Source organism: Paenibacillus sp. FSL H7-0943 (assembly GCF_037963265.1).
In the GTDB taxonomy this organism is placed as follows: domain Bacteria; phylum Bacillota; class Bacilli; order Paenibacillales; family Paenibacillaceae; genus Paenibacillus_AQ; species Paenibacillus_AQ odorifer.
Window position 1 is genome coordinate 3,526,713 of record NZ_CP150148.1, and the last position, 22,588, is coordinate 3,549,300.

A 22,588-nucleotide genomic window follows, 5' to 3' on the forward strand; every position below is an offset into this window, starting at 1 on the left:
ATTTATTAAGGGAGGGATGAATGAGATACAAGTTTAATCGTGAACAAAACTCTATTGAAATGTTGTTAAATGATCAAAAAACTTAAAAGGGAGAGAATAATATGAAATATACAGTGATTACAGGAGCAAGCTCAGGAATTGGGTATGAAACAGCATTAGCGTTTGCTGCACGCGGTAAAAATTTAATTTTGGTAGCTAGAAGATTAGATAAATTAGAAGAACTTAAATCAACAATTCAGAATATTGATCCTAATGTAGATGTTATTGTTCGTTCAAGTGATCTGTCTGTTACAGAGCAGGCTCACACACTGTATAACACTTTGAAGGAATACCAAATAGAAACCTGGATTAATAATGCAGGACTTGGTGAAGCTTCTTTTGTGGTAGAACAGAATTTAGATAAAGTTGAAATTATGTTACGTGTTAACATCGAATCCTTGACGATCCTTTCTACACTATTTGTGCGAGATTATGCTGATGTAGAAGGAACTCAGTTAATTAACGTATCCTCCGCACTCGGATATGCCATTGCTGTTGGGAGCGTTGCTTATTCTGCATCTAAATATTATGTTAGTGCCTTCACCGAAGGGCTTGCAAAGGAACTAGAGCTTAAAGGCGCGAATTTAAAAGCAAAGGTTTTAGCACCAGCAATAACTGAAACGGAATTTGTGAAGAAATCTATAGATGCTGAAGAATTTGATTACAAAGCAAACATGCCTAAATACCACACTGCCAAACAAATGGCGAGTTTCATGGTAGAGCTTTATGATAGCAATGATATGATAGGAATTGTTGACCAGAACTATGACTTCAATCTGAGAGATCAAATCTATCCAATTATATCTGAGTTTTAAATCGAATTAGATATTAGTCACTAAAACGATCGTTGAAGAAACTGGAGCAAAAAGAACTGGCTTCCCTATTCTTAAACGTGGGGTACAACTTTTTTGCATACGCTGGAAAAAGATTGGACTCTGGATTGTTTATAAGCAGACAAAGTAAGAATTCTTCGGTAAGCATCAGTTAAGTTATCATGTTATGAATAAAATCAAGCATCTTGCTTGATTTTATTTACGTTTTATATATTAGTTTGCGGATCGTTTACTTAAATGTATAATGATTGCTTGAGGTGATTACAATGGCAAGAAGCAAAGAATTTGAAATTAATGAAGTACTAGATAAAGCGATAAAACTATTTTGGATGCAAGGTTACGAGAAAACTTCAATGCAAGATTTGGTAGACTGTATGGGAATTCACAGAAGAAGTATCTATGATACATTTGGTGATAAGCACGCCTTATATTTGACGGCACTCCAACGGTACGAATCTACTCAAAACAAAAAAATGAGCTTCTTGGTTGAGAAACAAGAACCCGTAAAGGAGATCATTCGACAATTTCTAGAATCTTCGATGAGGAGCGAAGGAGAACCTCAAGGATGTTTCATAGTTAATTCGGGTGTGGAGTTGGGAGTACTGGATCCGGAGGTTGCATCCTTTGTTGAGAATAGCTATTCAAAAACGGAGAAGTTGTTATATGACCTCGTTCAGACTGGCCAGCAAAGAGGTGAACTTAGAATTTCACTGGAGCCCGAGGCTATTTCCCATTATTTAATGAATGCCTGGTTAGGACTACGTACAATGGTAAAAACGGCAACGGACCATGGGAAATTAACAAGTATTATTCATACCATACTGATCACTCTAGATTAAAACTCCTTTATCTATCTGCAGTGTAAGAGGACAAGCACTTGTATCGAATGCCGAAAATAGACAATCAACTTACTGCTACCCGAGTACGCGAAGAATAGAACCGACTTAATACGCCCAGCTTAACTATATAAATATCGCGTCCGACACCAGCTGTAAGGAACTAAGAATGCAGACACTAAAAAAACCCATGTTGACGATGGGCTTCTTAGTCAATGTGGATATTAATCTGTCCAAGATTGATAGATACGGCGCACTTCACGGAAGGATTGTTTAGGTTTGCGGTATTCATTAACCAGACCCTTGTTGTTGAAGCCGCGGGCACGGTCGCGAAAGTTCTTGCTGCTGCTCTTCAGATCGCCGCGGATGTCTGCAAACTGCCAGATGTAAGTCCCGCCAATTTTCGAATCATTTTTGAAGATCGCCAGTGCTTCAGTTACAATATCTGCCTGATAATCCTCGCTGAACAATCTCTGCTCCCAGCCCACATCCCCAAATAGTCCAGCACCACCGAATTCGGTCATGAGCACTACCTTGTCACCGGCTCCCATCTGCTCCGCACGCACATGGAACTGTTCCAGCATGTCTTTAAAGCTGGCTGTATCGCCTTCGTACCAACCAAAATATTTATTAATACCGATAACATCGAATAAAGGAAGTAGAATATCTTCGAGTGGATGCATCGTAGCGTAGGTGACAAGCCTAGTACTGTCGAGTTTCTTCACCAATCCGACTAGAGCTTGTGTGAAAGCATATGCTTCTTGCGTCCGGGTATCAATCTCATTATGAACGGACCAAAAGATCACACTTGGGTGATGCATATGCAAGCTGATCATTTCTTCAATCATAGTCAGTGCACGCTCCTGGAAGAGCGGCTCACTTACTGTTTCGTTCGGCAGAAAGGCTCCCCATATCGGAATTTCGCTCCAGTATACAATCCCTTGCTCATCGAGTAGATCAAGCCAATATGGGCTTTGGGGATAATGAGAACCCCGGACGGAATTGCAACCTAACTCCAAAATGATACTGAGCTCCTTGTGCATCAGCTTCGGAGGGAAGGCGAAACCCCACTCAGGATGCTCTTCATGTCTATTCACACCCTTAAGATAAACGGGTGAACCGTTAATTAGAATCCGATGATCCTTTGTTTCAATATAGCGAAAACCGATCCGTTCAATCTTGTCGTCTTCCTCTGTCCGCAGTTGAAAGGTATACAGTTCTGGAAGACCTACGTTCCACAAACGTACTTCAGGCATAAGCAACTTGAACGTATGACTGAGGGTCTGGCCAGTTTCAATCTGTACTTCTTCCGAGTGCAATTCATGTCCGCTTTCGGAGAATGTTATCTTTGTAGTGTGCTGCTCCTTAAAGAAGGAATGGAGCCTCACCTGAACAGTGACATCGGCATCTGGTCCATGCAGTTCATAATCAATCTTCAGTTGTTCGATGTAAAGTTCAGGCAAATATTGCAGCTCCACCGACCGTATGATTCCCCCATAATGAAACCAATCCACCTGCTCCGTAGGAATCGTAAGTCGGTCCAAGGTGCTGTCCGTCCGGACGATAATCTCATGTTCTCCTGCCCCTAAGGAAGGAACAATAAATTCAAAAGGTGTAAATCCTCCATAGTGATACCCAAGGTGCTGCCCGTCCAAATAGACGTCGGCGTGGCCCAGCACGGCATGAAAGATGAGTCTGACATGCTGCGAATTCACAGTCTGTATTTTTTTACGATACCAACCGACACCTTCATAATCGTACATTCCCAGTTCATTATTCCAGCACGAGGGCACATAAAGAGACTGCCAAGAATGTGGAAATCGCTCAAACCATTTTTCTTGAACACCCGTATTTAACGGATCCTTCATGAAATCCCAAGGCCCATCCAACAGCGCAGTTCTCCGAATTTGATACTCGCTAAAAGTCCTTAACAAGTATGTTCCTCCTTTATTTCCTGTAATGTATTGTGAATTTCAGACATCTTGATAATATGGATAGTAACATTTGGAGTTTAAGCATTGAATAGAAAAAAACGTTACCGTCTTGTTTAAATCGCTCTTTTAGCAGCAGGAGGGGATTATTAATTGGAAGAAAATGATTACAAGCTGAATGACCTCACAGTGCATATCCATTTTGTACTCGACAAAGCTACTTATCCCGGCTGGGAGGACATCCGTAACATGGTAAATGTGCACAGCTTGTACTGGATTCATGAAGGTAAAGGGGTTTTCCTGACCAATGTTGAGCACAAAGTAGAGGCTGGAATGCTAATCTATTTAAAACCAGGCCTTAAACTGTCCATGCGCTCGCAGATGGATGCTCCACTTCGCATAACGATGTTGCTCTTCGATTGTGCAGAGCTTGGTTATGATGCGGTATGGAAGGAAGTCAAGCCAATCGTAAAACTGAGACTTCCCTTCTTAAGCCAATATAACCAACAGCAAGCTGAGGAAATTAGCCAGCTGGTCTGGGGGATTCACCAGGACTGGCTGCCCGGACTAACCGATGGCATAGCTGTATCCCGGGCTAAAATGCAGATCCTACTGCATATGCTGCACCAGACCGTACAACCGGACTGGAATCTGATGGAGTCTGGAGCTTTCGCCGCCTTCGAACAGATCAAGAAAACTCTCGAGAACGACTATAAGGATCATCACCGGATTGAGAAATTGGCGGAGAAATACGGCATTTCGCCATCTTACTTGCGGAAGATGTTCCTGAAATTTACGGGGATGGGGCCAAAGGAATACCATATGCACTTACAGAACCAGCAAGCTTGTCGTTATCTGGTTTTTACCAATTATCCAGTTAAGGAAATCGCCAAATTATGCGGGTACTACGAAGAATATCATTTCAGTAAGATTTTTAAACAGCTTAACGGGATCCCTCCGACAGTATACCGAAACAAACAGAGAATCAAAGATTAATTGTCCGTAGAACCGCTGGCGAGAAAATCTTGCGTTTATGTTTTTTTACGGGAAGGACTTTACCATGATAATATTGAACTCATTGAAGCATGTTTACGGAGGGAAAATTGGGCATGATTATATCACTCAAAAATGTATCATGGCAACGTGATACGACAATGATCTTACGCGATATGAATTGGGAAGTGAAGCAGGGACAACACTGGTGTATCGTCGGTCTGAATGGATCAGGAAAAACGACGATGCTAAACGTCGTGAACGGCTATATCTGGCCGACAACAGGACAAGTCGAAGTGCTGGACCATCGCTTTGGCGATGTGGATTTGAGAGAGCTACGCAAACGAATCGGTTGGGTAAGCACCTCCTTGCAGCAGAAACTGTACGGCCATCAGACTGCCCTGAACATCGTCCTAAGCGGAAAATTCGCGACGATTGGTCTGTATGATAAGACGAATGAAGAGGATCAAAAGCAAGCCGAGGAGTTAATGGAGTTTCTAGACTGCTCTTCTTTGGCTGGTCGTACATATGATACCTTGTCGCAAGGACAGCGTCAGAAAGTCCTCATTGCACGCGCACTAATGGCCAATCCAGATCTACTAATCCTTGATGAGCCGTGCACGGGACTAGATATTTTTGCACGTGAACAGCTGCTGCAGATGATCGAGAAGATAACAAAGCAACCTGGTGGACCAACCTTGCTGTATGTAACCCATCATATCGAGGAGATAACACCATGCTTCACGCACACGCTGCTGGTAAAGAACGGTGAAATCTACAAAGGTGACGAGACAGTAAACTGCTTGCAGTCAGATGTTTTGAGTGATTTCTTCGATACCCCCGTTGAAGTACAGGAACATCATAACCGCAAGTGGCTTACACTTGCCGGTGATAAGTAGAATATCAAGGCACATCGAATAGGCGAGCAAACCGCTCTGAAGTGGTTTGAAGGATTGCTTGCAGATATAAAAAATGAAAACTAATCACAATATAATTTTAAAATAACCCGCGCAATGCGCGGGTTTTGTATTTGTTTGCAAGCTTATAAGCCACGTCCATAAACAGTCAAACAATATATTAACGGTACCTGTAAAAAAACATTTTGACATATCTAACAGGTACCGTTATAATACAAATCAACAGGTACCGTTATAAAGTTAAACAGGTACCGTAAAAACTTAATGGAGGATTCATTATGGACATGAATACTGAATTGTACGAAAAACTCGCGAAACTGCAATGGCTGTTGCAAAGGCAACACTTGAAGTCTCATGCCGCGGTTGGTCCTATGGCCGACGCATCACGTGGGCAAGGGAGGATATTAGCGTTTCTTCGGATGAAAGACGGTATCAGCACCAAAGACTTATCCTATATGTTGGACATCCGTGTATCATCCCTCAATGAATTGCTTGGTAAACTGGAGAAAGCAGAATACATCACCCGTAAACCCTCAGAAACAGACAAACGTATCATGTTGATTTACCTAACGCAAAAAGGACAAGAGGAAGAGAAACAAGAGATAGACAGCGGCAACATATTTTCTCGCTTATCGCCAGAAGAGCAGATAGCTTTCGGGGATTACCTAACTCGCGTCATTACAGCTTTGGAGGAAGAACTTGGATCGGACGGAGAACGTGATTTGATGGCTATGTGGATGGAAGCTGCCAAGGCGCGTATGGGAACAGAGGAATTTGAAAAAATGATGGCTATGCGCGGACAAATGCACAGAATGTGGGGAAATTCTAGGGACGAACGCTTTAGCGGAAGGTTCCCTGGATTTGGCGGAGAAGGGCGTGGTGACATGCGCGGATTCGGCTGGCCTTCCAGCGATGACAGTAATTCGTCACCTGACAAGTCACATGACCCAGACGATAAGTAATTAAAGTCTTTTAGCAAACAGTAGCTGAGGCGCTGCCTTTCCACCAGAGAAAGATGAACGGCAAAGGCAGCGTAATGTGAAACTGAAGAATAGTCAAATTTCGTACGCCAAATCTGAAAACTCGTCGTTAGGGTACAGGTTTGCTTGTTGCTGCGTCACGGATCATATTGGACCGATAGTTAGAATTCTAAGTAATTTCAAAAAACAAAATAAAGAAAGATAGTGGTGAACCTTATGGATGCAGAAAACCTCCATTACTTTGAAAAAGCACCTGTCGCAAAAGCCGTAGCTCACTTCGCAGTACCGATGATGCTAGGCATGTCGATGAGTGTCATATACTCCATTTTGAATGCCTATTTCCTTGGTACACTGGGCAATACTGCGATGTTAACCGCACTCGCACTAACTTTACCGTTATTCGCCGCCATTATGGCGCTAGGTAACTTGATTGGTATCGGTAGCAGTGCATTCATCTCCCGTTTGCTGGGAGAGAAAAAATATGATGATGTAAAGCATGTGTCTTCATTCGCCTTTTACAGCAGTTTAGCTCTCGGTCTTATTTTGATGGCTGCCGGCATCCCGTTGATCGATTCAATCGTTCATGGCTTGGGAGCGACGCCTGACTCCTTCGGGTTCACGAAGGACTATGTCACGATTATGCTTATTGGTTCACCTTTCGTCGTTCTATTCTTCACGCTGGAGAATATCGTGCGCTCGGAGGGGGCAGCGATCACTTCGATGATCGGCATGCTTCTCAGTGTTGTTGTGAATATTATTCTCGATGCGCTAGTCATTTTCGTCTTCCATTGGGACGTGATCGGGGTTGCATCTGCTACAGTCATTTCTAACTTGGTTGCAAGTGCATTCTACGCCTTCCACATGGGATATAAGAGCCAATTCTTAACCATCTCTGTAAAATGGTTCAAAGCTTCCAAAGACATTCTCAGCAATGTATTTAAAATTGGAGTACCCGTTTTTGTTATGAGTCTCTTCATGGGTGCAATGTCACTTATCTTTAACCGTTTTCTGGTCGAATATGGGGAGCAGGCCATTGCGGCCTTCGGAATTTCATCACGATTATTACAATTTCCAGAGGTTATTCTGATGGGCTTATGTGAGGGAGTCGTGCCGCTGATTGCCTTCTCTTTTACAGCCAATAAATTACGCATGAAGCATACCATTACATTCACAATCAAAGTGACTGTGGCATTAGCAGCCGTGTTCGGCATTATTGTATATCTGATTTCCGACCACTTAATCGGTTTATTTACGAATGACCCGCAATTAATTGAACTGGGCAGCTATATTCTTCATGTAACGTTCTTATCCCTGTTCATTTCAGGAACGACCGCGTTGTTTACGGGGATCTTCCAAGCGACAGCACAAGGAACCGCCGCCTTTATTATGTCAATTATTCAAGGTGTTACTCTGATTCCAGTATTGTATATCGCTAATCGAATGAACGGTTTCCACGGAGTAGTCTGGTCGCTCGTCATTTCAGATGCTGTTGCGTTCCTTGTGGGTGCCATCATGCTGTATGTTCTGCGGAACAAATTGCAGCCTGATTTAGATACTTTAGTACAGTAGAATCCTAAGCTTTAAGTTGATATTTTAAGTTCATCTAAAAAAACCTTGGATCAGCAAGGTTTTTTTGGCTCGTATGATGAAGCAGCCTGCCATGAGGCAGCACTAGCTGCTTTGGAGGCGAAGCTCCAGTTAAATTTTAATGCTGACTTCTCCACTTGAAAGATATTCCTCGTCACCATTCTCATATCTGACTTTCAGATGGCAATCGTCATCGATATCAATGGCTGTTGCTTTACGTTGTTTATTATCCTTTATCACGGTCACAGGTTCGCCAAGTGAAATTAACCTTTTTTTGTATTCGGAAAGAAACAATCTGTCCGTTAAATGCTCATAATATCTCATGAAATGGTTTAGTACTTCTGCAACGAGACGGTTGCGGAGATCACCATAAGGATTGTTTTCGGAAATTACAGTTGTCGCAATCTCGGTAAGATCATTGGGAAAGCCTTCGGAAGGGAGGGCTACATTGATACCGATGCCGAGAACAGCATAATCAAGCCAGCCGTTTTCCAGTGACACGGATGCTTCGGTAAGGATCCCGCATACTTTTTTACCTTCCATAAAAACGTCATTTACCCATTTAATCTGCGTTTCTTTACCGGATACGCTCTCGATAGAAAGGGCTACAGCTACAGCGGCGCAAGTGGTCAATAAAGCTGAGTCTGTTGCGGACAGCTTGGGACGCAGCAGGATGCTCATATAGATACCCGTTCCAGGTGGAGAAAAAAATTTCCGGCCCATTCGCCCGCGACCAGCTGTTTGTTCTTCCGAAAGAATCACTTTACCTTCAGCTTCTCCATTTGAGGCAAGGTTTTTTACGGCTTCATTCGTGGAAGATATGGTCTTAAAGACTTCAACACGTAACTTTTGCCCCTGAGTATCCAGGTACTTTGAAATTGCACTGGTTGATAAGATATCCGTTTGTGGTGACATGGAATATCCTTTATTGGTTACAGCTTGTATGGAATAACCGTCTGTCTGTAAAGATTTTATGGCTTTCCAGACCGCGCTGCGCGTCACGGATAACTGAACGGCTATTTCCTCGCCGGAAAAATATTCACCCTTATTACTGTCGAGCAAGGCAAGAATATGTTCTTTTACTGTCATGAACTTAAACCTCCAAAAGTATAACTCTCCGACCAAAACCCATTGATAGATTAACATCCAACGATTGCGACTGATACTCTAATTCTATATAACAATATGAAAAACTCAAGCATGGTATTTCATTCTATTGTAAACCATATATTAATTTATGGTTTACAATAAAGAATATCTCCATTATAATTCAGCTTACTGGACGTATTTACTAACCAGAATACAATCATTGATATCCAATGGAGGTCATTTTTTTGAAGACAAAAGAACTTATTTATGCTGCATTATTCGCAGCACTTATCGCGGTGTTGGGGATGATACCGCCCATCCCCCTCGGCTTCATCCCCGTTCCGATCACTGCCCAGACGCTTGGCGTCATGTTGGCTGGATGTTTTCTGGGGAAACGGATGGGCGCCCTCAGTCTCATTATTTTCATCATACTAGTAGCCATTGGGCTGCCTGTACTGACTGGCGGTCGCGGCGGAATCGCGGTGTTAGTTGGACCTTCTGCAGGATACATATTTAGTTTTCCAATCGCGGCCGGCCTTATTGGCTGGTATTCCGAAAAAATCTGGCCGAAGGTTCGAACTTGGAAGCTGGTAGCTATCAACATAATCTTCGGTGTATTACTAGTGAGTCTGATTGGTGCCCCTGTCATGGCATTGATAACCAATACTTCGATCTGGGTTGGTCTTGTCGGAGCGTTGGCCTTTCTTCCGGGAGACATCATCAAAGCCGTTATTGCAGCCGTCATAACGATGCAGTTGAAAGCAATAAGCCCTATAGAAGAAAAAACACAAATATAATGTGATGTGAAACTCGGGTAAATAAAACCCGGGTTTTTTTATTGAAAAATAATAGGGTTATGGTTGCGAATTTGTTTATACTATAAAAATTAAAACGAAATTGAAGTGGGTGTAGAAAAATGGATAAGGGATTTAATTTAGCTAGTCAACTATTAACGCTGCTTGATACAGAATATAGATGGTTTACCTTAGCGGAAATCGAAAAAAGTTTAGGGATCTCTGATAAGACCATCCGGAAGATGGTGGAGGAAATCAGCAAGCAATTACCATCTACTGTAACCATTGAGGTTTCTAGAGGAAAGGGAATAGTTCTTCAACGTGATGGGCGAAGTACGATTAGTGAAGTGATTTCTTCTATGTTCAGACAAACCATCTTTTATCGGCTAATGGATTTTTTGTTTACGAATGTGGGTCGACTGTCTGTGGAGGAGCTCTCCGAAGCCATGTTTATGAGTACCTCATCTTTAAAGAAATTGATTGTGCAATTAAATAATGATGATCTAAAAGCTTATAAGCTACGCATTAGTTTTTCTACCCCCATGATCAAAGGGAATGAAATGAATATTCGATATTTTTATTGGAAGTTATATTGTGATGCGTATGAGTTTACAGGCTGGCCCTTTGCGAATGTTGATTTTGCTTATATTAATCAGTTAATCACAAATATAGAAAATGAGAATAACATTGTATATTTTATCAATTCCAAAAGGAGATTATCGTTTTTGTTGGCCATTGTTATAGAAAGAGTGGCTAAAGGAAAATGTGTGAAAATCGACGAAAATGCTTACCCTTGGGAAAAGGGGATGTTTTATTTCCCAGTGAAAACTATTGCAAAACGTCTTGAGGACAAGCTGTCCCTTGAATTTCCAAACAGTGAAATATTCTTTATGCAATCCATGGTTAGTCTCAGCCAATATCATTATTATGAAGGGTCAGAGATCACTCCGATGAAAGAAGTCGAATTACACAAGGATAAAGAAGAATATCAAATGGGGAATCTGCTTCTAATGTTATTAGCAAAGGTATACCCGAACTTAGATATGCAAGAACGGTTTATTTTGGAGATTTACGGGTTCTTTGACAAGCTATTAATCGAAAATGCCATTCCTGAATGGATGATGATTTCAACAAGTCATTTAACAACATATGTTCAAAAGGAATGCCAGCAGATTTATCAAGAATTGCAAACCTGTATGCAAACGTGGAATAAAACTTACCCTTCCGTTTTGTTTAATCATTTTCATTTAACAAAGCTAACCTTAATTGTCCGCTCGAGTTTACGTTATAAAAGTAAGAGGGCCTTTTTAGTGATCGGGGAAGAATTTTCAATTCGTCATTACATAGCAGATTTGATAAAGAAGGAGATTGGGGATCAGTTGATCCTTAATACTTCCATAATGAAAGGCTTGACCGACGAGATCATGCAGCAAAATAATATCGATCTTGTCATTAGTAATATCCCGGTTGGATTAACGACAGTGCCTGTTGTTATTATTTCCACGATCCCCTCTAAAAGAGATTTAGACAACATTCGTAAAGAACTGCTTTTATAATTTGACCAATTATTTTCCGTAAGCTCCGTAAGTTTTTGGTCTAGTTTGTAATGTTAAAAAACCTTATGCTCAATCTAGTTTCGAAACTGATTTTACTTGAAGGCAAGTGGAAAGCGATTTCGGTAAACCTCAGTTTACTATTAAAAGTTGGAGGAAAAACTATGAGTAGGCATTTAGGTGCAAATAAGGGAGAAATAGCAGAGCTCGTTTTGCTCCCAGGAGATCCCTTACGTGCAAAGTTTGTGGCAGAACACTTTTTAGAGGAGGCTTATTGTTATAACGAAGTAAGAGGGATGTATGGATACACTGGATTATACAAGGGTGTGCCTGTGTCGGTTCAGGGGACAGGGATGGGAAATCCATCGATGAGTATCTATGCAACAGAATTGATCGTCGATTATGAAGTTAAGAAATTGATTCGCATTGGTACATGTGGCGCGATGCAGGAAGATATCAATATCCGCGATATTATATTAGCCCAAGCAGTATCTTCAGACAGTAATATGACGGAAAAGATCTTTCATGGCTGTAATTTTGCACCAACGGCAGATTTCTCATTGCTAATGAAAGCATATCAACAAGCACAAGCTAAAAATGCAAAGGTGTTTGTTGGTAACATCTATAATTCTGATGAATTCTATCGTGAAAATTTAGATCGGCTTCATAAGTTCATGGATTTCGGTGTATTAGCTGTAGAAATGGAAAGTACCGCCCTATACACTTTAGCCGCTAAATATGGTGTAAAAGCGTTATCGATTTTGACCGTCGGCAGTCAATTGTTAAGACAGGAGCACCTAACTCATAAAGAAAGTGAACAATCCTTTTATGAAATGGTCGAAGTAGCTCTTAACACAGTCGTTGAAGGCTGATTTATTGATAAGAGTGCAGTGTTGTTAGAAAAGAGAGTGAGAAAGAAATGAAGGTAATACTGTCAGGATTGCAGTGGATGATTTTTATGATCGCTGGTGCAATTGCTGCACCCATTGCTATCGCAGATTTATATAACTTAACACCCATAGAGACTTCTGGACTCATTCAGAGCACCATGATTACTTTAGCAATAGCTGGATTTTTACAAGGCCTAATGGGTCATAAATTCCCTATTCATGAAGGTCCAGCAGGGTTATGGTGGAGCATTTTTACCATTTACGCGAGTTTAGTGGGGGGACTCTATTCCTCTAACAACGGCGCTTTACAGTCTTTAAGTGGAGCGATGATCATTAGCGGAGTGTTGTTTATCCTAATTTCAGCATTTAAGCTAATGGATAAAATCGCTCGTCTTTTTACTCCAACCATCACCTTTATTTATTTACTTTTATTGATCTTTCAATTAAGTGGATCTTTTATGAAAGGGATGATGGGGATTACCATAGCCCACACCATGTTAGATGTTAAAGTATTCATCCTTAGTGTGATCGTGGTCTGCATTACCTTTTGGTTAGGCAACAGCCGCTTTGTATTACTAAGCCAGTTTTCAATAATTCTCAGTATAGTGATAGGCTGCCTATTATTTATAATCTGCGGTAGTATGCCGGCGGTTTCTCGTGCGGATACTCTATTTAAGCTGCCGGAAATATTCCCATTTGGAACACCCCGATTCGATGCCGGGACAATTACTACTGCATTTTTACTAACCCTATTATTAATAACCAATGCAGTGGCATCCATCCGTTTGATGGAGACCGTTATGAAACCAAAGCAAGGGGATCATCGTCGTTATTTGCGCGCCGGGTTTACTTCTGGAATTACGCATCTTATTAGTGGTGGTTTAGGAGCGGTCGGCTCAGTCCCTATTTCGGGAGCGGCGGGATATGTTGAGCAAACAGGGATGAGGGAGCGCAAATCATTTTTAATAGGCTGCAGCTTAGTGATCTCAATATCCTTGTTTCCGCCTATGATGAATTTCATATCTGCGATTCCAGCTCCCATAGGCTATTCTGTTACCTTCGTCATTTTTGTGAAGATGGTCGGACTAGCGCTAAAGGAATTGAAAAAGGTTATTCATGAAGAGCGAACATTTATTGTCAGTGGGCTTTCCCTTTTAGTGGGTGTAGGTTTAATGTTTATTCCTGCATCAGCTACGGCCCATTTATCTCCGATTGTGATAGCCATTTTAAATAATGGATTAATATGCGGAAGCCTGTTAGCGATTATTTTGGAACAAGGGTTAATGTGGAAAGATGCATTTCGATATGAGGATTCCAAGAAAATTAACCGATAATTTGGAGGGCTAAAAATGCATTATCTAATTTCTATTGCTGGTCTGGTTATTGTTCTATTACTGGCATGGCTAGGAAGTAACAATAAGAAAAAGATCAAATATCGTCCAATCATTGTAATGATTGCTATTCAGATAGGTTTGGGATTAATTATCCTAAAAACGAGCATTGGAGAATTTTTGATTAAAGGGTTTGCTGATAGTTTTGCAAAATTACTTGGATACGCCAATGAAGGTACTGACTTTGTGTTTGGCGGCATTGCAAATGAAGGGGCGCATACATTTTTCCTTTATGTTTTGATGCCCATTGTTTTTATGTCAGCATTGATAGGGATTTTGCAACATTACAAAATACTGCCATTCATTATAAAGTATATTGGTTTGGTGCTAAGTAAAATAAATGGCATGGGTAAATTGGAATCTTATAATGCAGTTGCAGCCGCAATTGTCGGACAAAATGAAGTATTTATTTCGGTGAAAAACCAGCTTGGACTATTGCCAAAACATCGCTTGTATACATTATGTGCGTCTGCAATGTCTACGGTATCCATGTCAATCGTTGGTTCCTATATGACGATGCTAGAACCTCGGTATGTAGTAGCTGCATTGATATTAAACCTATTTGGCGGATTTATCATTTCATCCATCATTAATCCGTATGAAGTTACACCTGAAGAAGATATTGTTGAAGTTCAGGTAGAAGAAAAACAAACGTTTTTTGAAATGCTGGGCGAATATATTATGGATGGCTTTAAAGTAGCCATAGTAGTTGGGGTAATGTTAGTTGGTTTTGTGGGAATCATTGCTTTAATTAACGGGGTCTTCAGTGGCATATTCGGAATCTCGTTCCAAGGAGTGTTAGGCTACGTCTTTGCACCCATCGCCTTTCTTATCGGTGTGCCATGGCATGAAGCTGTTGAGGCCGGTAGTATTATGGCGACAAAGCTTGTTGCGAATGAATTCGTTGCTATGCTTGACTTTGTTAAGATTCAAGAAGGTTTAAGTGGCCGTACCACAGCCATTGTCTCCGTTTTTCTAATCTCATTTGCTAACTTTGGGTCGATTGGTACCATTGTGGGTGCAGTGAAGGGATTGAATGAAAAACAAGGGAATATCGTCGCACGCTTTGGATTAAAGCTGTTATTTGGCGCCACACTTGTAAGCGTTTTATCAGCTTTGGTTATCGGTATCATATTCTAGTTGATGCAAGGAGTATTAACATGAAACAAACACCCCGGTTTAAGCGGATTTTCGTCATCGTTATGGACTCTGTAGGCATTGGTGAAGCTCCAGATGCTGAAAAGTTTGGGGATGCAGGATCACATACATTACGGCACATTGCAGAAAAAATGAATGGGCTACATGTTCCTGCGTTATCCAAGCTAGGGTTAAGTCATATTGACCCAATACCCGGAGTTCCCAACGTAGAGCACCCTTTAGCTTATTGGACCAAAATGCAGGAAGCTTCTAATGGAAAGGATACGATGACAGGTCACTGGGAGATCATGGGCCTACGAATTGATGTTCCTTTCAAAGTGTTTCCTGAAGGGTTTCCTTATGAATTAATTAATGAATTAGAAGAAGGAACAGGACGAAAGGTGATTGGGAATAAACCCGCTAGTGGTACAGCTATTCTCGATGAGCTTGGACAAGAGCATATGAACACAGGTGCACTCATTGTCTATACTTCTGCAGATTCCGTGATTCAGATTGCGGCTCATGAAGAGGTTATTCCTTTGGAAGAACTGTATCAAATCTGTGAGATTGCCAGAGAGATTACTTTACGTGAGGAGTACATGCTAGGAAGAGTGATTGCTAGACCATTCCTCGGGCAGCCCGGAAATTTCAAAAGAACATCGAACCGTCATGATTATGCCTTGAAGCCGTATGGAAGAACCGTGATGAATGAGCTCAAGGATGCCGGGTTCGATGTACTAGCGATTGGCAAGATCTCAGATATATACGATGGGGAAGGTGTCACCAAGTCTTTCAGAACAGTGTCTAACATGGATGGCATGGATAAACTCATGGAGACCCTTCATACTGATTTTACAGGACTTAGTTTCTTGAATCTTGTCGATTTTGATGCACTTTATGGCCATCGTAGAGATCCGATCGGGTATGGGAAAGCGCTAGAAGAATTTGATGATCGATTACATGAAGTTCTAGCGGAGCTATGTGAAGATGATCTTCTTATAATTACGGCAGACCATGGGAATGATCCCATTCATGCGGGCACGGATCACACCCGTGAATATGTTCCTTTACTCCTCTACAGTAAGAGTTTCAATCGACAAGGGGAGCTGCCTATATCGAGGACTTTTTCGGATATTGGAGCAACAGTTGCTGATAACTTTGTTGTGACCATGCCCCAATTTGGTAAGAGCCTCCTACAGGTGCTTAAATAAACTATAATTTGAATAGACACTTTGAATAGAAACAGGATACCTAACTTGTATTAGTAAAAGGTATCCTGTTTGTTTTTTATCTACATATCTTTGTATCTAAAAAGCTGCCGAGAAAGCGGCTTTTTTTGTTATTACGGATCAAATACTAGGGTAATAATCAATTATTAAAGGGGGTAAATTTAGAGCCACCTGTCGTTAACCCTTTTTTCGATGAATCGCATTCTAATACAACGTTATAAATAATCTAGTTTCTACTCATGCCACTCCTTCGATAGTAATAGTATTGACAACCTGTATATACAGGTTTAAACTGTGTGAAGTGTTTGAACTTGTATATACAGGTTTAATGGTTGAAATAAAGGAATTCTTTTTGGAGGTGTTCAACTTGAGTCAGTCCCAGTATTCGGAATGGTGGCGCCGCTCCACGGTGTATCAGGTGTACCCGAAGAGCTTTAAGGACACTACAGGCAACGGAACAGGAGATATTAAAGGACTTATTGAGAAATTAGATTATTTGCAGAAGCTTGGAATCGATATTGTCTGGTTACAGCCGGTTTATGTTTCGCCGCAACATGATAACGGTTACGATGTAGCAGATTATGAAAATATTAACCCGGATTTCGGTACGATGGAGGATTTTGACGAGCTAATACAGGAACTGCATAGACGCGAAATGAAGCTAATGATCGATATCGTGGTTAACCATACCTCGACTGAACATGAGTGGTTCAAACAGTCCATTTCAAGCAGGAACAATCCTTTCCGTGATTACTATATCTGGAAGGACCCGGCTCCGGACGGCGGCTTACCCAACAACTGGCAGTCGAAGTTCGGTGGGCCTGCCTGGCAGTTCGACGAAGCGTCGGGACAATATTATCTTACTCTCTTCGATAAAACCCAAGCGGATCTGAACTGGGAGAATGAGAAGGTACGTAGAGCAGTGAATGATATGATGTTATTCTGGGCTAAAAAGGGTGTCGACGGCTTCCGCATGGATGTAATTAATTTAATCTCCAAAGATCAGCGCTTCCCTAACGATGACGGGAGTGTTCCACCGGGGGATGGACGTAAATTCTATACTGACGGTCCACAGGTCCATGCATACATCAAATCAATGTATGAAGAGGTGTTTGGTCCGTTTGAGATGGTGACTGTAGGAGAGATGTCCTCAACTACACTGGAGCATTGTATCCGGTACTCAAGTCCCGAAGAGCGGGAATTTTCCATGACCTTCAATTTTCATCATTTAAAAGTCGACTATCCGAATGGACAGAAGTGGGAACTGATGCCTTATGATTTCGAGGCAATGAAACGGTTGTTCGCGCAGTGGCAGACCGGAATGCAGAAAGGCAGAGGCTGGAACGCACTATTTTTTAACAATCATGATCAACCGCGTGCTCTTTCTAGATTCACTGATGATAAGGTCTACCGTGTGGAAAGCGCCAAGCTGCTCGCGACAACTCTGCATGGCCTTCAGGGAACACCTTATGTATATCAAGGGGAAGAAATCGGTATGCCGAATCCGGTATGGAAAAGCATCGATGAGTTCCGCGACATTGAGTCACTAAATATGTACCGCATTCTGTGTGAACAGGGGAAAAGCCCGGAGGTTGCTCTCAGCATTCTCCAAGAACGTTCGCGGGACAATTCACGTACGCCGATGCAGTGGGATGACAGCCGGAATGCCGGATTTACCACTGGTACTCCATGGTTGAAGGTAGATGAGCGGTATCCAGACATCAATGTGCAGAAGGAACTGGAAAACCCTGATTCCATCTTCCACCATTACCGCAAACTGATTGCACTACGCAAGGAGTATGGAGTATTCATAGATGGTATTTTTAAGAGACTCGATGAAGGTCATCCTGAAGTCTTCGCTTACGCCAGAACAGGAGATGGAGAGACACTTGTTGTGGTCTCGAACTTCAGCAGTAAAGAGATCTCTTTCCGCTTTAAAGACAATCACTGGACTGAATTGTCGCCAAGTGGTAAGGACGAGCTTCTGATTGGGAATACAGCAGATGCACCATCATTAACACAAGAGCTTCAGCTTAGTCCTTATGCTTCCTACATGTGGTTAGTCCGCTAACGAGGTGTACTTGAGAAGGAGCACACATCAATTTTGTAAGGAGTGAAGATATGGCTATAGACCGCAAAAATGTTGAAGATATTGTACGGGCGGTTGGGGGCAAGGAGAATATTGAGGTTGCGACGCATTGTGTAACCCGGCTGAGATTCTCGCTGTATGACGAGAGCAAGGTGGATTCGGAAGCCCTGGACCGTAACGAACTCGTAAAAGGACAATTCTCTACGCAAGGGCAGTTCCAGATCGTTATCGGACCAGGAACTGTAGATAAAGTATACGATGAAATGATTCAAATCACTGGTGGTGCCCGCTCTTCCAAGGATGACGTGAAATCAGCGGCAGCACGGAAACAGAATCCATTGCAGCGGGCGATCAAAACACTGGCTGATATTTTTATTCCGATTCTTCCGGCCATCGTAACCGCAGGTTTGCTGCTTGGGATTAATAATATTTTGACCGGACCTGGTATCTTTTTTGATAGTAAGTCATTGGTAGATGTCTATCCTGCATGGAAAGACATTGCTGCGATTATTAACACGATTGCCAGCACAGCCTTCACCTTTTTACCAGCCCTTATCGGTTGGGCAGCTGTTACACGTTTCGGGGGCAGTCCTCTGCTCGGAATCGTGCTGGGTCTCATTCTCGTACATCCGGATCTATTAAGTGCCTACAGTTATGCAAGTGCTTCAACTGAGGGAACCGTTCCGACCTGGAATTTGTTCGGCTGGCATTTGGAGAAGATCGGTTATCAGGGGCAAGTATTGCCTGTACTGGTTTCGGCCTATATTCTGGCTAGACTGGAGAAGTTCCTCAACCGCCGGGTGCTTGATTCCATTAAACTACTGGTCGTTGCTCCAGTGACCCTGCTGGTTACAGGTTTTCTGGCCTTCACCATTATCGGACCCGTTACGTTCGCCATTGCCAATGCTATCACCTCGGGTTTGATCTATGTATTTGATCATTTTGCGCTCCTTGGTGGTTTGATCTATGGTGGATTCTATGCACTTCTGGTCATCACTGGGATGCATCATACTTTCTTGGCAGTCGATGTTCAGCTCATCGGCAGTGAGGGAGGCACTTTCCTCTGGCCGATGCTGGCGCTCTCCAATATTGCGCAAGGCGCTGCGGCACTGGCGATGATGTTCGTTGTTAGAGAACAAAAGGCAAAAGGTTTGGCGGCTACATCTTCCGTCTCTGCATTCCTCGGCGTGACTGAGCCGGCAATCTTTGGGGTGAATATCCGCTATCGCTATCCTTTCATCTTCGGGATGATCGGCTCTGCAATTGCCGGTATGCTCCTTACCGTTAACCAGGTTCGAGCTTCATCCATTGGCGTAGGGGGAATTCCCGGTTTCCTTTCTATTTTCCCGAATCAGTGGGGCGTTTTCTTTATTGGCATGGTTATTGTTCTCGTTGTGCCATTTGCCGCCACGGTATTGTACGGACGTTCTGTAGTGGGTCGTTCCGAAAAGAACACAGCTACAGAGGCTTCTAGTACTACGAGCGAACCAGAGGAATTGAGCAGCCGTCATTCAGTTCAAGGGTCACAGGAATCAGTTAATATTCTGGAGCTTGTCTCACCGCTTAGTGGAACTGCAGTATCGCTGGAACAGGTGCCCGATCCTGCCTTTGCTGAAAAGCAAATGGGTGAGGGAATTGCAATCGAACCTTCTGAGGGGAAAGTATATGCTCCCTTTGATGCTACAGTAGCCCATGTGATTAAGAGCAAACATGCGCTTATACTGGAGCATGCCAGCGGTGTTCAGGTATTAATCCACGTTGGAATTAACACGGTGGCGCTTAAAGGTAGCGGTTTTACCAGCCTGAAGAATATTGGTGATAAGGTGCAAGCAGGAGAGCTTCTACTAGAATTTGATATGGAAGCTATCCGCGCAGCAGGTTATCCGGTGATTACTCCAATCATCATTCCTGCAGGTCAGGAGATGGTCGAGAAGATTGAGGAGAAGACCGGACCAGCTACGGCCAAACAAACAAGCATCTTGACTATTCATCTCAAGGGTTGATAAAGGCTATAATGGCAAAGACTTTATACTTTAGAAAGACAGCCCCTTGGGGGCTGTTTTTCTATAAATATAAGAATTTATATGTTCAACGCTATAAATTCCCCTCCAATTGAATCGATGCTTCCAAAGGCATGACGTGATACAATAAAGGGCGGTGATCAAAATTGAGAGAAAATAAATATTTGCAAATTTATAATGAATACAGCAACCAAATCCATTCTGGACAACTGCTGCCGGGAACCAAGCTGCCTTCCGAAAGTGAACTCGCCGAAGCTTACGCCACTTCACGAGAGACCGTGCGCAAAGCGCTGAATCTACTTTTCCGTGAAGGATATATTCACAAAATTAAGGGCAGAGGCTCCTTTGTGCTTGACATGACCAGAATGGATTTCCCTGTTACCGGTTTGATTTCATTTAAAGAGATGGCCGATACCCTGGGTACTGCCTCACGGACACTGGTAGAGCGGACGATACAAGAGCCGGCAGGCTCCGCAATCGCAAGACATCTGCAGATTCCACCTGAAACTCTGATTTGGAAGGTTGTTCGCGCCAGGGAAATTGAAGGTGAACGGATCATTTTGGATAAGGATTATTTTCGTGCGGATATTGTTTCCTTTCTGAGTGAGGAAATCGCGGAAGGCTCAATCTATGAATATCTGGAGCTGGAATTGGGTCTTAAGATCAGTTATGCGAAGAAGCTGATATCCGTTGAGCCTTCTACCGAGGAGGATCATAGACTGCTCGATTTGAAGAATTTTACGCATATTGTAGTAGTACGAAACTATGTGTATTTGGAGAACACGGTGCTTTACCAATATACCGAGTCTAGACACCGGCTGGATAAATTCCAGTTCGTGGATTTTGCTCGAAGGGTGAGGCGATAAGCTGATCCGAGGGTGTCCCAGTTATCAGTGTATCCGCTGGTGCCTTGCATAGCATGGCTCTGAAAAGCGATGGAAACGTTTGGATATGGGGAGCGAACAATGAGGGCCAGCAGAACCTGTTGCAATTTCGCTTGTAGAAGAATCTTATTAGATTTGAAGAGTAGGGAATTTCATGCCTAAGTGGCAATGAATTCCCTATTTTTATAGGTGAGTCAAAAAGAGAAAACTCTTTTCATATTCATTCTTTATCATTACAGCTATCCGTCTAGACTGTTAAAATGATGGAAGTATGGTAGACAAAGGAGATAAGCAATGAATAATGGCTTTCGGATCAATACTGAGGAGAACCGACACCGAACTCTGAGGCAAGTAAAACAAGCGACGTTTCATGCTTTACAGGAATATGAAATAGACTGGAATTCCATTCACTTCATTCAAGTATCCGAACATGTCACCTTCCGCATTGTAAGCGATGTGGGGGAACAGTTCTTGCTCCGCATTCACCCGGATAACAAACAACGCGAAGGAACCATTTCAGAAATTGAGTGGTTGTTCGCTTTGAAGAGCAAGGGCCTCCTCTTGCCCGAAGCTGTAATCAATCGTGAAGGGGCCTTTATTACGGAAACATCGGTGTGTGACGGACAACGGTTTTATTCGAGCTTAATGCGATGGGTCGAGGGAAAGCATGTAGACAAAAGCGAACTAACGGAGGAGGGCATCCGTAAAACAGGATCATTGATGGCAAAGCTTCATGAGACCAGCTCTGATTTTAGTCCTTCCAGCGGTTTTACTCGTCCTTCTTGGGGTGTACTGAGCTTTAAACGGGACTGGGATCACCTAAGTCTACATCGCAAACATTTCATATCGGATGAGGGTTTTAAGTTATATTCCGCAGCCGCCACTAAAGTGGCAACATGTCTCGAAACGTTCACAAGACATGAACAAAATTATGGGATGATCCACGCGGACTTACATAATGGAAATGTCATTTTTCGGGATAATGAACCGTATCCTATCGATTTTGGCAGATGTGGCTTCGGCTATCATCTTTACGATATAGCTCAGGCTATTATGGGATTATACCCAACACAGAGAGCTTATTTCGTCGAAGGATATCAGAGAATCAGGAAGCTGGAAAATGAATATATAATGAAGCTAGAGTGCTTCTTAGTCATGGCAATAATCGAAGCCTATAGCTTTCATGCAGAGAATCCGCTAGAGACCGAGGGTTTGATTGAAGAGCAGCCATATGCTCAAGCAATTTTGAGAGCGTATGTAAACGGGACAACCTTTTTATTTAATTCTCTGGATACTTCAAAATAAAAGATTAGAAAATGTAGTGCGTTATATTTTTCAAATGGTATTATTAGGATGAACTGCTGAAAACTATTTAAATTGTATTTGGAATCTTAG

18 protein-coding genes are annotated in these 22,588 nt (G+C 42.4%); 16 read left to right on the forward strand and 2 right to left on the reverse strand.

Features of this window, described 5'->3' with window-relative positions:
- The first annotated feature begins 101 nt into the window (after positions 1-101).
- Positions 102-854: an SDR family NAD(P)-dependent oxidoreductase gene (locus tag NSQ55_RS15375; RefSeq protein ID WP_339167857.1), complete on the forward strand. Its 753-nt coding sequence runs from the start codon at positions 102-104 to the stop codon at positions 852-854.
- Between the two features lie 284 nt (positions 855-1,138).
- On the forward strand, positions 1,139-1,711 hold the full coding sequence (locus NSQ55_RS15380) for a TetR/AcrR family transcriptional regulator (protein ID WP_339167859.1): 573 nt from the start codon (positions 1,139-1,141) through the stop codon (positions 1,709-1,711).
- Between the two features lie 221 nt (positions 1,712-1,932).
- Here NSQ55_RS15380 and NSQ55_RS15385 read toward each other — a convergent pair whose 3' ends face one another.
- Entirely contained in the window at positions 1,933-3,642 is a 1,710-nt protein-coding gene (locus tag NSQ55_RS15385) for a glycoside hydrolase family 2 TIM barrel-domain containing protein (protein ID WP_076130489.1), read from the reverse strand.
- Positions 3,643-3,792: 150 nt separating this feature from the next.
- Between NSQ55_RS15385 and NSQ55_RS15390 the strand changes: the two genes are divergently transcribed.
- The 4 genes from NSQ55_RS15390 (at position 3,793) to NSQ55_RS15405 (ending at position 8,098) form a co-directional block, all read left to right on the forward strand.
- Positions 3,793-4,635: an AraC family transcriptional regulator gene (locus NSQ55_RS15390; RefSeq protein ID WP_339167862.1), complete on the forward strand. Its 843-nt coding sequence runs from the start codon at positions 3,793-3,795 to the stop codon at positions 4,633-4,635.
- A gap of 113 nt (positions 4,636-4,748) precedes the next feature.
- A complete protein-coding gene (locus NSQ55_RS15395; RefSeq protein WP_076130491.1) occupies positions 4,749-5,531 on the forward strand; it encodes an ABC transporter ATP-binding protein in 783 nt (260 codons plus the stop codon).
- Between the two features lie 296 nt (positions 5,532-5,827).
- A complete protein-coding gene (locus NSQ55_RS15400) occupies positions 5,828-6,511 on the forward strand; it encodes a MarR family transcriptional regulator (RefSeq protein WP_339167864.1) in 684 nt (227 codons plus the stop codon).
- 234 nt (positions 6,512-6,745) lie between these two features.
- A complete protein-coding gene (locus NSQ55_RS15405) occupies positions 6,746-8,098 on the forward strand; it encodes an MATE family efflux transporter (protein ID WP_076130493.1) in 1,353 nt (450 codons plus the stop codon).
- 129 nt (positions 8,099-8,227) lie between these two features.
- On the opposite strand, the gene NSQ55_RS15410 is transcribed toward NSQ55_RS15405, so the two are convergent.
- On the reverse strand, positions 8,228-9,205 hold the full coding sequence (locus NSQ55_RS15410) for a biotin--[acetyl-CoA-carboxylase] ligase (protein ID WP_339167867.1): 978 nt from the start codon (positions 9,203-9,205) through the stop codon (positions 8,228-8,230).
- 245 nt (positions 9,206-9,450) lie between these two features.
- Between NSQ55_RS15410 and NSQ55_RS15415 the strand changes: the two genes are divergently transcribed.
- From NSQ55_RS15415 to NSQ55_RS15460, 10 genes are all read left to right on the forward strand, one after another.
- Positions 9,451-10,002, forward strand: coding sequence for a biotin transporter BioY (locus NSQ55_RS15415; RefSeq protein WP_339167868.1), 552 nt, complete (start codon positions 9,451-9,453; stop codon positions 10,000-10,002).
- Positions 10,003-10,121: 119 nt separating this feature from the next.
- Positions 10,122-11,555, forward strand: coding sequence for a helix-turn-helix domain-containing protein (locus tag NSQ55_RS15420; protein ID WP_339167869.1), 1,434 nt, complete (start codon positions 10,122-10,124; stop codon positions 11,553-11,555).
- Positions 11,556-11,716: 161 nt separating this feature from the next.
- Positions 11,717-12,424 (forward strand): purine-nucleoside phosphorylase, encoded by a 708-nt coding sequence (gene deoD / locus NSQ55_RS15425; protein ID WP_076130497.1) that lies wholly within the window; start codon positions 11,717-11,719, stop codon positions 12,422-12,424.
- A gap of 47 nt (positions 12,425-12,471) precedes the next feature.
- Complete coding sequence (locus tag NSQ55_RS15430) at positions 12,472-13,776, forward strand: purine/pyrimidine permease (RefSeq protein WP_339167871.1); 1,305 nt, start codon at positions 12,472-12,474, stop codon at positions 13,774-13,776.
- Positions 13,777-13,791: 15 nt separating this feature from the next.
- Positions 13,792-14,973 (forward strand): NupC/NupG family nucleoside CNT transporter, encoded by a 1,182-nt coding sequence (locus NSQ55_RS15435; RefSeq protein ID WP_339167873.1) that lies wholly within the window; start codon positions 13,792-13,794, stop codon positions 14,971-14,973.
- A gap of 20 nt (positions 14,974-14,993) precedes the next feature.
- Positions 14,994-16,181: a phosphopentomutase gene (gene deoB, locus NSQ55_RS15440; protein WP_339167874.1), complete on the forward strand. Its 1,188-nt coding sequence runs from the start codon at positions 14,994-14,996 to the stop codon at positions 16,179-16,181.
- Between the two features lie 346 nt (positions 16,182-16,527).
- Positions 16,528-18,270, forward strand: a complete 1,743-nt coding sequence (treC, locus tag NSQ55_RS15445) for an alpha,alpha-phosphotrehalase (RefSeq protein WP_339174529.1) — start codon at positions 16,528-16,530, stop codon at positions 18,268-18,270.
- A 50-nt stretch (positions 18,271-18,320) separates the two neighbouring features.
- Positions 18,321-20,291 (forward strand): PTS system trehalose-specific EIIBC component, encoded by a 1,971-nt coding sequence (gene treP, locus NSQ55_RS15450; protein WP_076130501.1) that lies wholly within the window; start codon positions 18,321-18,323, stop codon positions 20,289-20,291.
- A 164-nt stretch (positions 20,292-20,455) separates the two neighbouring features.
- Positions 20,456-21,175 (forward strand): trehalose operon repressor, encoded by a 720-nt coding sequence (treR, locus tag NSQ55_RS15455; protein ID WP_036677129.1) that lies wholly within the window; start codon positions 20,456-20,458, stop codon positions 21,173-21,175.
- Between the two features lie 312 nt (positions 21,176-21,487).
- Complete coding sequence (locus tag NSQ55_RS15460) at positions 21,488-22,498, forward strand: phosphotransferase (protein WP_339167876.1); 1,011 nt, start codon at positions 21,488-21,490, stop codon at positions 22,496-22,498.
- Positions 22,499-22,588: the final 90 nt, after the last annotated feature.